Annotated in this window: 17 protein-coding genes; 13 read left to right on the top strand and 4 right to left on the bottom strand. The window is 69.4% G+C overall.

Going from position 1 to position 15,988, the window contains the following annotated elements; all coding sequences use genetic code 11:
- The first annotated feature begins 11 nt into the window (after positions 1-11).
- The 8 genes from P7V53_RS27765 (at position 12) to P7V53_RS27730 (ending at position 8,485) form a co-directional block, all read left to right on the top strand.
- Positions 12-356: an FmdB family zinc ribbon protein gene (locus P7V53_RS27765; protein WP_280152721.1), complete on the top strand. Its 345-nt coding sequence runs from the start codon at positions 12-14 to the stop codon at positions 354-356.
- Between the two features lie 25 nt (positions 357-381).
- Positions 382-1,047, top strand: coding sequence for a DUF502 domain-containing protein (locus tag P7V53_RS27760; RefSeq protein ID WP_280152720.1), 666 nt, complete (start codon positions 382-384; stop codon positions 1,045-1,047).
- A 111-nt stretch (positions 1,048-1,158) separates the two neighbouring features.
- The gene (gene aspS / locus P7V53_RS27755; protein WP_280152719.1) at positions 1,159-2,949 is read left to right on the top strand and encodes an aspartate--tRNA ligase; all 1,791 of its coding nucleotides are present in this window, start codon (positions 1,159-1,161) and stop codon (positions 2,947-2,949) included.
- A 75-nt stretch (positions 2,950-3,024) separates the two neighbouring features.
- On the top strand, positions 3,025-3,492 hold the full coding sequence (gene nudB / locus P7V53_RS27750; protein WP_280152718.1) for a dihydroneopterin triphosphate diphosphatase: 468 nt from the start codon (positions 3,025-3,027) through the stop codon (positions 3,490-3,492).
- 20 nt (positions 3,493-3,512) lie between these two features.
- On the top strand, positions 3,513-4,295 hold the full coding sequence (locus P7V53_RS27745; protein ID WP_280156633.1) for an endonuclease/exonuclease/phosphatase family protein: 783 nt from the start codon (positions 3,513-3,515) through the stop codon (positions 4,293-4,295).
- Positions 4,296-4,324: 29 nt separating this feature from the next.
- Positions 4,325-5,623: a cardiolipin synthase ClsB gene (clsB, locus tag P7V53_RS27740; protein ID WP_280152717.1), complete on the top strand. Its 1,299-nt coding sequence runs from the start codon at positions 4,325-4,327 to the stop codon at positions 5,621-5,623.
- Between the two features lie 103 nt (positions 5,624-5,726).
- Positions 5,727-6,800: a ligase-associated DNA damage response exonuclease gene (locus P7V53_RS27735; protein WP_280152716.1), complete on the top strand. Its 1,074-nt coding sequence runs from the start codon at positions 5,727-5,729 to the stop codon at positions 6,798-6,800.
- Positions 6,797-8,485 (top strand): ATP-dependent DNA ligase, encoded by a 1,689-nt coding sequence (locus P7V53_RS27730; RefSeq protein WP_280152715.1) that lies wholly within the window; start codon positions 6,797-6,799, stop codon positions 8,483-8,485. Before P7V53_RS27735 ends, P7V53_RS27730 begins: the two co-directional genes overlap by 4 nt.
- A gap of 9 nt (positions 8,486-8,494) precedes the next feature.
- Here P7V53_RS27730 and P7V53_RS27725 read toward each other — a convergent pair whose 3' ends face one another.
- Positions 8,495-9,307: a zinc-dependent peptidase gene (locus tag P7V53_RS27725; RefSeq protein ID WP_280156632.1), complete on the bottom strand. Its 813-nt coding sequence runs from the start codon at positions 9,305-9,307 to the stop codon at positions 8,495-8,497.
- Between the two features lie 78 nt (positions 9,308-9,385).
- Here P7V53_RS27725 and P7V53_RS27720 point away from each other — a divergent pair, with 78 nt between their 5' ends.
- The 3 genes from P7V53_RS27720 (at position 9,386) to P7V53_RS27710 (ending at position 12,289) form a co-directional block, all read left to right on the top strand.
- Positions 9,386-10,555 (top strand): FAD-dependent oxidoreductase, encoded by a 1,170-nt coding sequence (locus tag P7V53_RS27720; RefSeq protein WP_280152714.1) that lies wholly within the window; start codon positions 9,386-9,388, stop codon positions 10,553-10,555.
- A gap of 78 nt (positions 10,556-10,633) precedes the next feature.
- Positions 10,634-11,491, top strand: a complete 858-nt coding sequence (locus tag P7V53_RS27715) for an aldo/keto reductase (RefSeq protein WP_280152713.1) — start codon at positions 10,634-10,636, stop codon at positions 11,489-11,491.
- A gap of 57 nt (positions 11,492-11,548) precedes the next feature.
- Positions 11,549-12,289 carry a FliA/WhiG family RNA polymerase sigma factor gene (locus P7V53_RS27710; protein ID WP_280152712.1) on the top strand — a complete coding sequence of 247 codons (741 nt, stop codon included), beginning with the start codon at positions 11,549-11,551 and terminating at the stop codon, positions 12,287-12,289.
- Between the two features lie 7 nt (positions 12,290-12,296).
- On the opposite strand, the gene P7V53_RS27705 is transcribed toward P7V53_RS27710, so the two are convergent.
- On the bottom strand, positions 12,297-13,214 hold the full coding sequence (locus P7V53_RS27705; protein WP_280152711.1) for a DUF72 domain-containing protein: 918 nt from the start codon (positions 13,212-13,214) through the stop codon (positions 12,297-12,299).
- A 26-nt stretch (positions 13,215-13,240) separates the two neighbouring features.
- Here P7V53_RS27705 and P7V53_RS27700 point away from each other — a divergent pair, with 26 nt between their 5' ends.
- The gene (locus P7V53_RS27700; RefSeq protein WP_280152710.1) at positions 13,241-13,831 is read left to right on the top strand and encodes a restriction endonuclease; all 591 of its coding nucleotides are present in this window, start codon (positions 13,241-13,243) and stop codon (positions 13,829-13,831) included.
- 11 nt (positions 13,832-13,842) lie between these two features.
- Here the strand turns inward: P7V53_RS27700 and P7V53_RS27695 are convergent, their stop codons facing one another.
- The gene (locus P7V53_RS27695) at positions 13,843-14,211 is read right to left on the bottom strand and encodes a DUF4148 domain-containing protein (protein ID WP_280152709.1); all 369 of its coding nucleotides are present in this window, start codon (positions 14,209-14,211) and stop codon (positions 13,843-13,845) included.
- Positions 14,212-14,377: 166 nt separating this feature from the next.
- On the bottom strand, positions 14,378-14,935 hold the full coding sequence (locus P7V53_RS27690; RefSeq protein ID WP_280152708.1) for a hypothetical protein: 558 nt from the start codon (positions 14,933-14,935) through the stop codon (positions 14,378-14,380).
- 142 nt (positions 14,936-15,077) lie between these two features.
- Between P7V53_RS27690 and P7V53_RS27685 the strand changes: the two genes are divergently transcribed.
- The gene (locus P7V53_RS27685; RefSeq protein ID WP_280152707.1) at positions 15,078-15,977 is read left to right on the top strand and encodes a DMT family transporter; all 900 of its coding nucleotides are present in this window, start codon (positions 15,078-15,080) and stop codon (positions 15,975-15,977) included.
- Positions 15,978-15,988: the final 11 nt, after the last annotated feature.

Genomic DNA, 15,988 nt, shown 5'->3' with positions numbered 1-15,988 from the left:
AGGGCTTAGCCATGCCGATTTACGCTTATCGCTGCGCCTCGTGCGGCCACGCGAAGGACGTGCTGCAGAAGGTCTCGGATCCGCTCTTGTCCGTATGCCCGGCGTGTGGCGCCGCCACCTTCCAGAAGCAGCTCACCGCGGCCGGCTTCCAGCTGAAGGGCTCGGGCTGGTACGTCACCGATTTCCGCGGCGGCAACGGCGCCTCCAAGCCCGATGCCAAGCCTGAGACCGGCAAGCCGGCCGACGCCGCTGCCGCCACGCCCGCTGCTCCCGCATCCTCGCCCGCGCCCGCCGCGGCGAGCGACAGCGGCACCGCGTCGAGCGGCGGCTGCGGCAGCGCCTGCGCGTGCCACTGAGCAGCGTCGTCTTCCCGGGATCGATGTGAAGAAATACCTGCTCGCCGGCCTGCTGGTGTGGTTGCCGCTGGCCATCACGATCTGGGTGCTGCACGCGATCCTCGGCATGCTCGACGGCGTGTTCGCCGCGCTGCTGACCGCCGGCCAGGCGGTGCTGCCCGGCGCCGCCACGCCGCTGCTCGAGATGCTCAAGAGCATCCCCGGCCTGGGCGTCATCGTGATGTTCGCCGGCCTGGTGCTGACCGGCGTGTTCGCCACCAACATGGCGGGCCAGTGGGCGCTGCGCCAGGGCAGCAAGATCCTCAACCAGATCCCGATCGTCAAGTCGATCTACAGCTCGGTGAAGCAGGTGTCCGACACCCTGTTCTCGAGCAGCGGCAACGCGTTTCGTGAAGCGGTGCTGGTGCAGTACCCGCGCGAGGGCTCGTGGACGATCGCATTCGTCACCGGCAAGCCGGGCGGCGAGGCCGGCGAACACCTTCGCGGCGACTATCTCAGCCTGTACGTGCCCACGACCCCCAATCCCACCTCGGGCTTTTTCCTGATGGTGCCGCGCAAGGACATCATCGAGCTCACGATGAGCGTGGACGAGGCGCTCAAGTACATCATCTCGATGGGTGTCGTCGCGCCGCCGGTGCCCGTGGTGACCAAGGCGGAACCCGCCGTCATCGCGCGAAATCAACGCGGTTGAGCGGCGCGGCACCCGCTCAACCGTCAGGGCTTGCGACACAGCCTGCCAGCGCCCCATCGCAGCCGGCCCGTTCCGCGGTCGGCGACAAGAACACGAGACTGGAGTGATTTCATGAGAACAACCTACTGCGGCCTGGTCAGCGAAGCGCTGATGGGCCAGACCGTGACGCTGATGGGCTGGGCCCATCGCCGGCGCGATCACGGCGGCGTCATCTTCATCGACCTTCGCGACCGAGAAGGCCTGGTGCAGATCGTCTGCGACCCCGACCGCCCCGAGATGTTCAAGACCGCCGAGGGCGTGCGCAACGAGTTCTGCCTCAAGGTGATCGGCAAGGTGCGCGCCCGCCCGGCCGGCACGGAGAACGCCAACCTCACCAGCGGCAGGATCGAGGTTCTGTGCCACGAACTCGAGGTGCTGAACCCCAGCGTCACGCCGCCGTTCCAGCTCGACGACGAGAACCTGTCGGAGACCACGCGGCTCACGCACCGCGTGCTCGACCTGCGCCGCCCGACGATGCAGAAGAACATGATGCTTCGCTACCGCGTCGCGATGGAGGTGCGCAAGTTCCTCGACGAGCACGGCTTCATCGACATCGAGACGCCGATGCTGACCAAGAGCACGCCCGAGGGTGCACGCGACTACCTGGTGCCCAGCCGCGTCAACGAAGGCATGTTCTTCGCGCTGCCGCAGTCGCCGCAGCTGTTCAAGCAGCTGCTCATGGTCGCGGGCTTCGACCGCTACTACCAGATCACCAAGTGCTTCCGCGACGAGGACCTGCGCGCCGACCGCCAGCCCGAGTTCACGCAGATCGACATCGAGACCAGCTTCCTCAGCGAGGAGGAGATCCGCTCGATGTTCGAGCGCATGATCCGCACGGTGTTCCAGAAGACCATCGGCGTCGAGCTGCCCGCCTTCCCGGTGATGCTGTACGCCGAGGCCATGCACCGCTACGGCTCGGACAAGCCCGACCTGCGCGTCAGGCTCGAATTCACCGAGCTCACCGACGTGATGAAGGACGTCGACTTCAAGGTCTTCTCGACGCCGGCCACCACCAAGGGCGGCCGCGTGGCGGCGTTGCGCGTGCCCAAGGGCGGCGAGATGAGCCGCGGCGAGATCGACGGCTACACCGAGTTCGTCAAGATCTACGGCGCGAAGGGCCTGGCCTGGATCAAGGTCAACGACCTGTCCAAGGGCCGCGAGGGCCTGCAGTCGCCCATCGTCAAGAACCTGCACGATGCGGCACTCAACGAAGTGCTCAGGCGCACCGGCGCACAGCCGGGCGACGTGATCTTCTTCGGCGCCGACAAGGAGAAGGTGGTCAACGACGCGCTCGGCGCGCTGCGCATCAAGATCGGCCACAGCGAGTTCGGCCGCGCCAGCGGCCTGTTCGAGGACAAGTGGGCGCCGCTGTGGGTGGTCGACTTCCCGATGTTCGAGTACGACGAGGAAGGCCAGCGCTGGAATGCGGTGCACCATCCGTTCACCGCGCCGAAGGACGGCCACGAGGACCTGATGGACAGCGACCCCGGCGCCTGCATCGCCAAGGCCTACGACATGGTGCTCAACGGCTGGGAGCTGGGCGGAGGCTCGGTGCGCATCCACCGCGCCGACGTGCAGAGCAAGGTGTTCGATGCGCTCAAGATCGGCGCGGAGGAGGCGCAGCTCAAGTTCGGCTTTCTCCTCGACGCGCTGCAGTACGGCGCGCCGCCGCACGGCGGCCTGGCCTTCGGCCTGGACCGCATCGTCACGCTGATGACCGGCGCCGAGAGCATCCGTGACGTCATCGCATTCCCCAAGACCCAGCGGGCGCAGGACCTGCTCACCGGCGCGCCCGGTCCCGTCGACGAGAAGCAGCTGCGCGAGCTGCACATCCGCCTGCGCAATCCCCAGGCCGCCGCATAGCACGGTGCTGCGGCAGAATGAAAGGGCGCGGTTCATCCGCGCTCTTTTTCCTTCAGGAACGACGATTGCCCCGTGATGGATCGTCCCTACAAGATCCCCGAATCCGTCCTCGTCGTGATCCACACGTCCGACCTCGAGGTGCTGCTGATCGAGCGCGCCGACCGGCCGGGCTTCTGGCAAAGTGTGACGGGCTCGAAGGACAGCGTGGAAGAAGATCTGGAGCAGACGGCCGTGCGCGAGGTTGCCGAGGAAACGGGGATCGTGATCGGCTCGCCCGAGGTGCCGCGGGCTTTCCTGCGCAACTGGCACCTGTCGAACATCTACCAGATCTACCCGCAGTGGCAGCACCGCTACGAGCCGGGCGTGCTGCACAACACCGAGCATGTCTTCGGGCTGCGCGTGCCGCGCGACGTGCACGTCACGCTGGCCCCGCGCGAGCACCTGCACAGCCTCTGGCTGCCGTGGCGAGAAGCCGCCGACCGCTGCTTCTCGCCATCGAATGCCGAGGCCATCCTGCAACTGCCCCGGTTCATGACGCCATGACGCCCCCGGCCACGCGACCGATGCGCTTCGCCAGCACCTCGCTGCACCCTGCCCATGTGCTGCGCGTGGCCACCTACAACATCCACAAGGGCGTGCGCGGCGTCGGGCCGAACAAGCGGCTCGAGATCCACAACCTCGGGCTGGGCATCGAGGCGCTGGACGCCGACCTGGTGTTCCTTCAGGAAGTGCGCCTGTTCAACCACAGCGAGGCCAAGCGCTTCGTCGACACCTACGTCGGCTGGCCGAAGATGCCCCAGGCCGACTACCTTGCCCCCGAAGGCTACGAGGTCGCCTATCGCACGAATGCCGTGACGCGCGAAGGCGAGCACGGCAACGCGCTGCTGTCGCGCTGGCCCATCGGCGACATCGGCCACCACGATGTGTCGGATCACCGCTTCGAGCAGCGCGGCCTGCTGCACGTGCCGGTCGAATGGAACGGCGTGCGCATCCACGGCATCGTCGCCCACCTCGGCCTGATGCACTCCAGCCGCGTGCGCCAGGTGGAGCGCATCGCCGACTTCATCGACGCCGAAGTGCCGAAGAACGAGCGCCTGGTGCTGGCCGGTGACTTCAACGACTGGGGGGAAAAGCTCGATGCGCCGATGCGCGCGATCGGCCTGCAGCGTGCCACGCCCGACGGGGCCGCGCCGCTGCGCACCTTCCCGTCCCTGGTGCCGGTGTTCGCGCTCGATCGCATCTACACCCGCGGCTTCCGCTGTTCCTCGGCGTTCGTGCCGCGCGGCAACACCTGGGCGCGGATGTCCGACCACCTGCCATGCGTGGCCGAGCTGGAACTCGACTGACGAGCCCGGCGCCGGCCGACAACGCCGGTGTGCCCCCCCCGGTGGCCGAGTCCGTCGACGGGGCCGGCCTCGATCCACTCGCGCGCATGGTGCCGCGCGCGGTGTTCAGCGGCGGCAACGACGTGCGCCTGCTGCGCGGCGGCGACGAGCTCTTCCCCGCGATGCGTCGCGCGATCGCCACTGCGCGGCACGAGATCTGGCTCGCGACCTACATCTTCCACACCGATTCCGCGGCGACGGCGATCGCGCAGGCCTTGTGCGACGCATCGCGCCGAGGCGTGCAGGTGCGGGTGGTGATCGATGGTTTCGGCAGCCGCTCCACCCTGCCGGCGCTGCAGGCCATGCTGTGCGAGGCCGGTGTCGGCGTGGCGGTGTTCCGTCCCATCCACCGCTGGTGGAACTGGCTGCAGCCCGGTCAGCTGCGCCGGCTGCACCAGAAGCTGTGTGTCGTCGACGGCGAGGTCGGCTTCGTGGGCGGCATCAACCTGATCGACGACCGGCTCGACATCGGCCACGGCTGGAGCGACGAGCCTCGGCTGGACTTCGCGGTGCAGTTGCGCGGACCGGTGGTGGCGGCCATCGAGCAGGCTGGCAAGGCGGTGTGGTCGCGCGCCCACCTCGGCCAGGATTTCCGCAAGGAAATCGCGGCGCTGGCGCGAAACGCCGAGCCGATGGCCCACGCGCGCCGGCTGCTGGGCCGCCTCAGGCTGCCCAGCGGCAAGGCGGCGAAAGGCACGCTGGCCGACCTGCCGCCGGTGCGCGCCGCGTTCGTGCTGCGCGACAACCTGCGTCGCCGCCGCACCATCGAGCGCAGCTACATCGCGGCGATGCGCAAGGCGCGCTCGCGCATCGATCTCGCCTCGCCGTACTTCTATCCGGGCGGCGGCTTCCGCGCCGCGCTGCGCCAGGCCGCGCGGCGCGGCGTCGAGGTGCGGCTGCTGCTTCAAGGCAAGCTCGACTACCGCATCGCCGGCCTGGCCGCGCGCAGCCTCTACGACGAGCTGCTCGGCGCCGGCGTGCGCATCTTCGAGTACACGCCGGCCTACCTGCACGCCAAGGTCGCGCTCGTCGACGACGAATGGGCGACGGTGGGCAGTTCCAACATCGACCCGCTGTCGCTGCTGCTGAACCTCGAGGCGAACGTCGTCGTGCGCGACCCGCAGTTCTCGCGCGAGCTCGGGGCGGAGTTCGATCGCGCGTTCGCGGTGTCGCAGGAGATCGATCCCAAGCAGTCGAGGCGCAGCGTGCAAGGGGCGTTGCGGCGCGGATTCGTCGCGTGGTGCGCGCACGTCTATCTGCGGATCGCGGGGGCGACCGGGAAATACTGAGCTTGATGCTCCAACACAGAGCACGACGAGAGGCACACAAGGAATGAATCGACTTCTCTGCGTTCTCTCGTGTGCTGTGCATACGCCGTGATCGAAAGGGACCGTGGCAGAAGACCTCATCGTCGAGCGCCCCGAGGGCCTGTACTGTCCACCCGGCGACTTCTACATCGATCCGTGGCGGCCGGTGGAGCGGGCGGTGATCACCCATGCGCACGGCGACCACGCGCGTGTCGGCCACGCGCACTACCTCGCCGCGACGCCGTCGCGCGGCGTGCTGCGCGCCCGGCTGGGGACCGACATCACGCTGCAGACGCTGGCCTACGGCGACGCGATCACGCACCACGGCGTGCGCGTGAGCCTGCATCCCGCGGGCCATGTGCTCGGCTCGGCGCAGGTGCGTCTCGAGCACGGCGGCCGCGTATGGGTGGCTTCGGGCGACTATTTCGTCTCCGGCCCCGGCGACGTCAACAACACCTGCGAGCCCTTCGAGCCGGTGCGCTGCGACTGCTTCATCACCGAGTCGACCTTCGGCCTGCCGATCTACCGCTGGGGCCCGCAGCGCGAGGTGTTTGCCGACATCGATCGCTGGTGGCGCGACAACGCGGCCGCCGGCCGCGCCAGCCTGCTGATGGGCTACGCATTCGGCAAGGCGCAGCGCATCCTTGCCGGCGTCGACGCGGGCATCGGGCCCATCGTCGTGCACGGGGCGGTGGAGACGCTGAATCGTGCGTATCGCGAAGCCGGCGTGGCGCTGCCGCCCACGCTGCATCTGCGCGACATCGCCGACCGCAGCGTGCTGGCGCGCGCGCTCGTCGTCGCGCCGCCTTCGGTGCACGGCGGCGCATGGGCACGCCGCTTCGGAAATGCGAGCGACGCCTTCGCCAGCGGCTGGATGCAGCTGCGCGGTGCACGGCGCCGGCGCGGCATCGATCGCGGATTCGTGCTGTCGGACCACGCCGACTGGCCCGGCCTGCAGCGCGCGATCCGTGCCACCGGCGCCGAGCGGGTCATCGTGACGCACGGCTACGAGGCGGTGATGGTGCGCTGGCTGCAGGAGCAGGGATTGGAGGCCAGCGCCTTTCGCACCGAGTACGACGACGAGCGGCACGATGTCACCGAAGCGGCGGGGACGACGGCCGAAGTCGTGGGTGCCGACGCGGAGGAGGGCGCCGAGTGAGGCGCTTTGCCCGGCTCTTCAACGAACTGGATGCGAGCACCGCGACCACCGCCAAGGTCGACGCGCTGAAGCGCTACTTCGCGCACGTCGACGACGCCGATGCCGCCTGGGCCGTGTATTTCCTCGCCGGCGGCAAGCCGCGGCAAGTGGTGCCTACCGGCGTGCTGGTGGCGCTGGCCTGCCGGCGCGCCGGCGTGCCGGACTGGCTGTTCCAGGAGTCCTACCTCGCGGTCGGCGACCTGGCCGAGACGATCGCGCACGTGCTGCCGCCCGCATCGATGCTGAGCGACGTGCGGCTGGCCGAGTGGGTCGAGCAGCGCCTGCTGCCGCTGCGCGAGCTGCCGCCCGAGGCGCAGGCGCTGCGCATCGCGGCCTACTGGGACGAGCTCGATCCGTCGGGCCGCTTCCTGCTGACCAAGCTGATCGGCGGAGGCTTTCGTGTGGGCGTCAGCAAGCTGCTGGTGCAGCGTGCACTGGCCGAGCACGCGGGCATCGATGCCAAGCGGGTCGCGCAGCGCATGATGGGCTACACCGACAAGTCAACGCGGCCGGATGCTGCCGCCTACCGCCGGCTGCTGTCGAACGAGGCGCCCAGCGGTGCGGACACCGGGCAGCCGTATCCCTTCTTCCTGGCGCATGCGGTCGAAGGGCCGGCCGACAGCTTCGAGACGCGGCTGGGGCCCACCGGGGACTGGATCGTCGAATGGAAGTACGACGGCATCCGGGCGCAGATCGTCAAGCGGCAGGGCGCCGTGTGGATCTGGTCGCGCGGCGAGGACCTGATGACCGAGCGCTTCCCGGAGATCGTCGCGCTCGCGCAGGCGCTGCCCGACGGCACGGTGCTCGACGGCGAGATCCTCGTCTGGAAGGACGGCCGTCCCGCGCCCTTCGCGTTGCTCCAGCAGCGCATCGGCCGCAAGCTGCTGACGAAGAAGGTTCTGGCCGATGCGCCGGTCGGCTTCATCGCCTACGACATGCTCGAGTGGCAGGGCAAGGACGTGCGCGGCTGGCCGCAGCACGAGCGGCGCGCGGCGCTGCAGCGCCTGGGCGAGGCGGCCGGCCTGGTCGTTTCGCCCGTCGAGTCGCGTGCGTCCTGGGTGGAGCTGGCCGCGCTGCGCGGCGAGTCGCGCACCCGCGGCGTCGAGGGCTTCATGCTCAAGCACCGCGAGGCCCGCTACGGCACCGGCCGCACCAAGGCCGAAGGCACATGGTGGAAGTGGAAGATCGAGCCGCTCGCGGTCGATGCCATCCTGGTGTATGCGCAAGCCGGCCACGGCCGGCGCGCCAGTGTGTACACCGACTACACCTTCGCGGTGTGGAACCGGGCGCCGCGCGACGCGGACGAGGCGCAGGCGGTCATCGCCGCCATCGCCGCCCGCGAGCCGCCGCAGCCCGATGCCCTGCAGCTGGTGCCGTTCGCCAAGGCCTACTCAGGGCTCACCGACGAGGAGTTCCGCGACGTCGATCGCGTGATCCGGCAGACCACGCTGGAGAAGTTCGGGCCGGTGCGCAGCGTCAGGCCGACGCTGATGTTCGAGCTGGGCTTCGAGGGCATCAACCGCAGCACGCGGCACAAGAGCGGCATCGCCGTGCGATTTCCGCGGATGCTGCGGCTGCGCGCGGACAAGCCGCTGCATGAGGCGGATACCTTGCAGACGCTGGAGGCGATGCTCGACGCGTCGTGACGGGCGGCATCACCACCCGACCGGATCCACCCGATAGAACCGCGCCAGCTCCCGATACAGCGCCGGACACTCCAGCGCCATTCGGGCCGCCTGCTCGAAGAACACCTCCGAAGCGACGGCGAAGAACTCCGCCGGGTCGGTCGCCGCGTACGCTCCGAACAGGGACGGCCCGCCCAGCGCCAACTGCCGCTGGAGGCTCTCGAACTCCTGCTGGAACACGCCCGACCAGCGCTCGTAGTGCTCACGCGTGGGCAGCCGGGGCGCACCGTTCGCGTGGCCGGTTTCCTGGTCGAGCTGGTGCGCGAACTCGTGGATCACGACATTGCGCCCGTCGTCGCTCACGGCCGCGCCGTCCAGCGCGTCCTGCCACGACAGGATGACCTGCCCCTGCGACCATGACTCGCCCGACAGCAGGCGGCGCTGGTCCTGCAGCACGCCGGCGCCGTCGCTGTGCACGCGGTCGACGAAGAAGGCACCCGGGTAGACGAGGATCTGCCGCAGGCTCGGGTAGTAGCTGGGCCGCCGGTTCAGCAGCAGCAGGCACGCCTGCGCCGCGATGGTCACGCGCATGTCGTCGTTGACCGTGAGTCCGCCGCAGCCGATGAATGGCTTTTCGGCGAGGAACACCTGGATGTGCTGCTTGAGCTGCAACTGCAGATCGACGGGCATGCGCCGCAGATAGGGCATGCGCCGGCGCAGGATGTGGCGCCACGTGTGCGGGAAAGGGCGCTGCCGCAGACGCTCGCGGCGGCGGGCCACCCACCACGGCTGGCCGATCACCCACCCGATGAAGAGCAGGGCCGGCACGGTGAAAAGCAGCATGGTCACGGGCCTGGCATCCGAAGGGGGTGGCAACGCCACAATAGCTGGATGCCCTCAACATGGTTTTCAACGCGCTGAATGGAAACAATCGATGTCGTCGTCGTGGGAGGTGCGATCGTCGGCAGCGCCGCGGCGTACTTCCTCGCATGCGAGCCGTCGTTTCGCGGCTCGGTGCTCGTCCTCGAGAAGGACGCGAGCTATCAGCATTGCGCCACCGGTCGCTCGGCCGCGTCGATACGGCACCAGTTCTCCACGCCGGAGAACATCCAGGCCTCGCAGTTCGGCACGGCCTTCATTCGCGAGGCCGGCAGCCGCCTGGCCATCGACGGCGAGACGCCCGACGTCGGCTTTCGCGAAGCAGGCTACCTGTTCCTCGCCCAGGCGGCACAGCGGGGCGTGCTCGAGGCCAACCACCGCATCCAGCGCGAGCTCGGTGTCCACGCCGCCCTGCTGGCGCCCGATGCAATCGCCGAGCGCTTTCCGTGGCTGGCCACCGGCGACCTCGACATCGCCTCGCTGGGCCTGAGCGGCGAGGGCTGGCTGGATGCGTACGGCCTGATGCGCGCGCTGCGGCGCAAGGCGATCGCCCTGGGAGCGCGCTATCGCGAGTCGGAGGTGACCGGCCTGGTGCGCCAAGGCCGGCGCATCACGCACGTCGAGATGTCCGACGGCAGCCGCGTCGCGTGCTCGCTCGTGATCAATGCGGCCGGCAGCGGAGCGCGTGAGGTGGCACGCTCGGCCGGCATCGCGCTGCCCGTGGAGTCGCGCAAGCGTTGCGTCTTCCATTTCACGAGCCCGGCCCGGCTGCCGAACTGCCCGCTGGTCATCGACCCGGCCGGCGCGTGGTTTCGTCCCGAAGGCGATGGCTTCATCTGCGGCATCTCGCCCCCGGACGATCCCGAGTGCGTCGACTTCGAGGTCGACCACTCGCTGTGGGACGAAGTGCTGTGGCCCGCGCTTGCGCAGCGGGTGCCGGGCTTCGAGGCCGCGCGCGTGCGCCATGCCTGGGCCGGGCACTACGACGTCCACCCGCTGGACCACAACGTCATCCTCGGCGCGCACCCCGAGGTGGACAACCTGCTGTTCGCCAACGGGTTCAGCGGGCATGGGTTGCAGCAGGCGCCGGCGGTGGGACGGGCGCTGGCGGAGCTGGTCGTGCATGGCGGGTTCCGCACGCTCGACCTCACGCGGCTGGGGTGGCAGCGCGTGATCGAAGGCCGTCCGCTGCGCGAGGTCAACGTCGTCTGATGCTCGCGGTAGCCCGGTCGGGATCCGGGTGATCGCGCGATGGATGATCCGCGGCCCCTATCCGGGCTACAACGCTCCATGGACCGCAGATCCTTCCTGGCGCTGACGCCGGCCGTGCTGGCCACGCCGGCGGTGTCCGCCCCGCCTGTCTTCCCGCCCATCGGCCTGGGCACCTGGCTCACCTTCGACGTCGGCGACGACTCGGGCGAGAGGGCGCAGCGACGCGAGGTGCTGGCGCGCTTCTTCGCCGCCGGTGGCGGCATGATCGATTCGTCGCCGATGTATGGCCGCGCGGAGCGGCTGCTCGGCGAGCTGCTGCCGTCCTTGCCGCACGCCGGCCGGTTGATCGCGGCAAGCAAGGTGTGGACGCCGTTCGACCGGCTGGGCCCCGGCCAGCTCGAGCACTCGATGCGTCTGTGGGGGCTGCCGCAGTTCGACGTGCTCCTGGTGCACAACCTGCTCAACTGGCGCGATCACGTGAAGACGCTGCGCCGCTGGAAGGACGACGGCCGCGTGCGCCGCATCGGCGTGTCCACCTCGCACGGGCGGCGTCACGACGAGGCGATGCGCGTGATCCGCGCCGAGTCGCTCGACGTGCTGCAGATCACGTACAACCTCGCCGACACCAGCGCCGAGCCGGTGATGAACCTCGCCGCCGAGCGCGGCATGGCGGTGGTCATCAACCGCCCCTTCGACGGCGGCGACCTCTTCGAGCAGGTGTCGCGCCGGCCGCTGCCGCCATGGGCCGAGGAGCTCGGGTGCTCCAACTGGGCGCAGTTCTTCCTGAGGTGGATCGTCGCGCATCCGGCCGTCACCTGCGCCATCCCGGCCACGCGCAATCCCGCCCATCTCGAGCAGAACATGGCGGCCGCACGCCAACCCATTCCCGACGCCGCGGCGCGACAGCGGATGCAGGCGCACTGGCGAAAGCCGTGAAGGTGTCAAACCTTACAGCTTGACCACTCCGGTGGCGCCGAAGATGCTGCAACGGCGATGAACAATCCCAAGAACAACCGCGAGCCCTGCCAGCGCAGCGCCGACCTTGCCGCCCACAAGCCGCTGGTGCGCCAGATCGCGCGCCGCATCCGGGCCAGGCTGCCGCCCAATGTGGGACTCGACGAGCTGGAGCAGGCCGGTCTGCTCGGCCTCAACCAGGCGCTGTCGCGCTTCGAGCAGGGCCGCGGCTCGAGCTTCGAGACCTACGCGGCGCGGCGCATCGAGGGCTCGATGCTCGATGCGTTGCGCGAGATGGACACCTTGTCCCGCGATGCTCGTGCGCGTCTGCGCGAAGTGCAGGCGGCGGTGCAGAAGCTCGAGCATCGCCTGGGCCGCGCGCCACGGGCCAAGGAGGTGGCCAACGAGCTCGGCTGGACGCTCGAGCAGTTCCACCGCTGCATGCTCGATGCCGGCGCGGGTGGTGCGCGTGCCGGCGAGATCGACCTGGAGAACGTCGACGACGACTCGGCGATCTGGGCCGGAGCGGGCAGCGAGCATGCCGTGATCGACGAGCAGGCCGACCCGCTGCAAGCGCTGCAGCAGCGCCAGCGCCATGCGGCGCTCAACGCCGCCTTCGATGCGCTGGAAGAAGCCGAGCGCTACGTGATGGAGTCGATCTACCGACACGGTCTCACCTTGCGCGACATCGGGCAGACCCTCGGCGTGAGCGAGTCGCGCGTGTCGCGCATGGCTTCGGAGATCGTCGCGAAGCTGCGGCGACGCCTGCGCGACTGGTAGCGCCCCGTCAGCCGCGCGGCAGCAAGCCGTCGAGCAGCTCGCGCAGCGTCGCCGCGTTGCGCTGCCCCTGGTCCTCGTAGTTGTTGTTGAAGATCGCGTGCACCGCGTCGGCCTCCTGCGCCAGCACTGCGATGCGCTGCGCGATCTCGGCCAGCTCGTCCTGGGAGTAGTCGTAGTTGAAGCGGTCGGAGGCGGCGTTGCTCCTGATGTTCCAGGTGGCGGCATTGCGTCCGTGCAGGCGCACCAGGGCGAGCCTGGGCTGCGTCACGGCCCAGTGCGAGCCGATGCTGTTGACGAAGCCCTGCGGCGAGTCGACGACGACGTTCACCAGCCCGAGCGAGCGCTCGAAGGCCAGTGTGCGCTGCGCATGCCGCTCGCTGAACCATGACTGGTGGCGAAACTCCACCGACAGCAGGTCGTCCGGCAGCCGCGCACGGCAGGCCTCGATGTGCGCCCGCGACGGCGGGCCCACCGTCATCCACGGCGCGAACTGGAAGTGCACCGCGCCCAGCTTGCCCGAGGCGCGCAGCGGCAGCAGGCTGTCGGTGAACAGGCGCCACATCTCGTCGACGAGCGGCGCCGGCATGTCCTTGTAGTAGATGGTCTTCCTGTCGTACGGCCCGAGGGCCTCGCGCACCGGCGGCGGCAGCGCTTCGATCGGCGTCTGGTGGCCGGTGAACAGGCGGAAGGCCTTCACGTTGAAGGTGAAGTCGTTCGGCGTGCGTTCGGCCCACAGCTGCGAAGTGGCCGGCTCGGGCAGCGCGTAGTAGCTGCTGTTCACCTCGACGATGGGAAAGCGGCTCGCGTAGAAGCGCAGCCGTGCCTCGGACGAGGAGCAGCCCTTCGGATAGAACCTGCCGCTCTTGATCAGCGTGGGGTCGGTCCACGAGGCGGTGCCGACGAGAATCTTGCGGCGCGAGTCCATCGGTCCACTGTAGCGACAATGGGCGCATGAAACTGAAGATGGCCCAGAACTCGCTCTTCGCGATCCTGCTGCGCTCGCGCTGGTGGGTGAGCTTCGCCGCCGGCGGCGCGATGGCGCTGGTGGCACGCATCGTCGCGCCTGCCGGCTATGAAGGCTTGGCGCTGTTCGCCGCCTTTCCGTTCGTGACGATCGGCTGCATCGCGGCGTGGAAGCAGCTGCGCGCGCCCAGTCCCGCGCGGGTGGCGCAGACCCTGCAGGCAGTCGGCGCGATGCCGTGGACCGAATTCGCGGCGGTACTGGAAGAGGGCTTTCGCCGCCAGGGATACGAGGTCGCGCGACTCGCGGACGCGGCGGCCGACCTGCAGCTGACCCAAGCGGGGCGCACGACGCTGGTCAGCGCGAAGCGATGGAAGGCGGCGCGGCTGGGGATAGAACCGCTGCGCGACCTGCACAAGGTGGTCGAAAGGCGCGAGGCGCACGGCGGGCTGTGCATTGCGCTCGGCGAGGTCAGCGACAACGCGCGCGACTTCGCCAAGGCGCAGCGCATCGAGCTCATGCAAGGCGATCAGCTCGCCGCGCTGCTGCATGGCGTCGCGCTGCCGCGAGCAGCACGATAGCGTCCGGATGATCAGCGGCGGTGCCGCAGCGCCGCCAGCGTTTCGCTGCGCACGTCTTCGCGGGTGCGGGTGCCGGGCGGGTCGATGAACACGGTGGCGTCACCGAGCTGCACGACGCGCATTTCATTGCCGCTGTCGTCGCGGGCCTGCACCCGCGTCAGCGTGGACGCACCATCGAGGAAGACGGTCGCTTCGCCGTACTGGACGACGTTGGACTGGCGCTTCGCGGCGGCCAGCTCGGCTTGCACTTCGGCGCGGGTCTTGGTGCCCGGCGCAGGGTTGTACTGCTCGGCTTCGACCGCCAGCGCACTGGTCATCGCGACGGCGCCCGCGAGCGCGACGACGGTGGCGATCACAGTGGGGTACAGCCTGGTCTTCATGGGATGCCTTCGGTGGGGGTGTTGAGGTGCCTCCACTCTAGGCACTCGAAGACGTTGGATAAATCACCGAGCGCACAACGCGTTGTTGCTCGCGTTGCAATGAAGATGCGCCTCGATGGGCGCATCCCGCGCCCCGCCTTTGCGCGGCGGGGCGCGGGCAAGGGGCTTACTTGCCGTCGCGGTCCGAGTCGCCCGGCATCGCGCGTTCGACCTTGTCGCTCAGGCGATCCCAGGCATCGCGCGCCGCATTGCGTGCGTTGTCCCACTCGAGGCGCGACCCGCCGCGGGCGTCCTTCCAGCCCGCCGACAGGTCGGTCTCGATGTCCTCGTAGCGACGCTCCGGATAGCGCGTGAATGCATCCACGCCATAGCGGTACGCCGGCATGTAGTCCTGGTCGTAGTTGTAGCCGCCTTCGACGTACGAGCGGTCCTGCCAGTTGTCGCGCCAGTACTGGTCTTCGGCGGCGGGGTCGACCATCTCGGCGATGCCCCTGCCCATGAGGCCGCCGGCCACCGCGCCGACAGCGGCGCCGACCGCGGTGCCGATCGGACCGGCGGCCGTGCCGATCGCCGCGCCGGCAGCAACGGCGCCGGCCACGGCGCCCGCGGTGGTGCCGACCGGGTGCTCGCCCGTGGAAGTGCGGGACGGGTCGTCACGCATGTCGCGATCGCGGTCGATGGGGTTCTTCATCTCGCCCTTGGCAACGGGTTTGTCGGGATTCATGACGGTCTCCTCGTCGATGGGTCCAGCGGGCCCGCCGCGTGCGCGTGCGGGGCTTCCTCCATTTCACGCGCACACCGGGCGCAGGCCCATCGGCCGCCGCCGTCGCCGCATGTAGGCGGCCTCCGACCTCGACAATCGGCCGATGGCTTCAATGTCTTCTTCGAGCGATCAGCGCCTGGCGTACGTGCTGCTTTTCGTCGCCCCGGCCATGTGGAGCGTCAACTACCTCGTTGCGCGCTGGGCGCCCGGGGTGATCGCGCCGCATGCGCTCGCACTCGGCCGCTGGTGCGTGGCCGCGGTGGTGCTCGGCACGCTGTGCCGACACGAGCTGGTCGCGCGGCGCACGCTCATCGCGGCGGAATGGAAGCAGTTCGTCGTGCTCGGCGCGCTGGGCATGTGGGTCTGCGGCGCCTTCGTCTACATCGGCGGACGCAGCACCACCGCGGTCAACATCGGGTTGCTCTATGCCGCTGCGCCGGTGCTGATCGCGCTGGTGTCGGCGCTGTGGCTGCACGAGCGGCTGGGTGCGATGCAGCTCGCCGGCATCGTGCTCGCGCTGGCCGGCGTGCTGCACATCCTGATCAAGGGCGAATGGGCCGCGCTGGCAGGACTTCGCGTCAATCCGGGCGATGCGTGGGTCAGCGTGGCGGTGCTGTGCTGGGCGGCGTACTCGGTGCTGCTGCGCGCCTGGCCGTCGGGCTTCGGGCCGGTCGCGCGGCTCACGCTCATCGCTTGTGGCGGCATCCTCGTGCTGATTCCATTCACGGTGTGGGAGGCGGTGGCCTGGCTGCCGTCGCAGTGGTCATGGAAGAGCGTCGCACTGGTGCTCGCGGCCGCACTGATCCCCGGCGCCGGCGCCTACGCGGCGTATTCGTTCATGCAGCGCACGCTGGGGGCCGGCCGGGTCGCGATGGTCCTGTACCTCGGCCCGCTGTACAGCGCGCTGATCGGCTGGGCCGTGCTCGGCGAGCGCATCGAGCCCTTCCATGCCGTCGGCGCGCTGCTGATCCTGCCGGGGATCTGGCTGTCGACGCACCAGTAGCCGGCTCGGCC

Source organism: Piscinibacter sp. XHJ-5, from assembly GCF_029855045.1.
GTDB lineage: Bacteria > Pseudomonadota > Gammaproteobacteria > Burkholderiales > Burkholderiaceae_C > Albitalea.
Note: the sequence above shows the minus strand (reverse complement) of the source record. Positions and strands in the feature narration are given on the sequence as shown.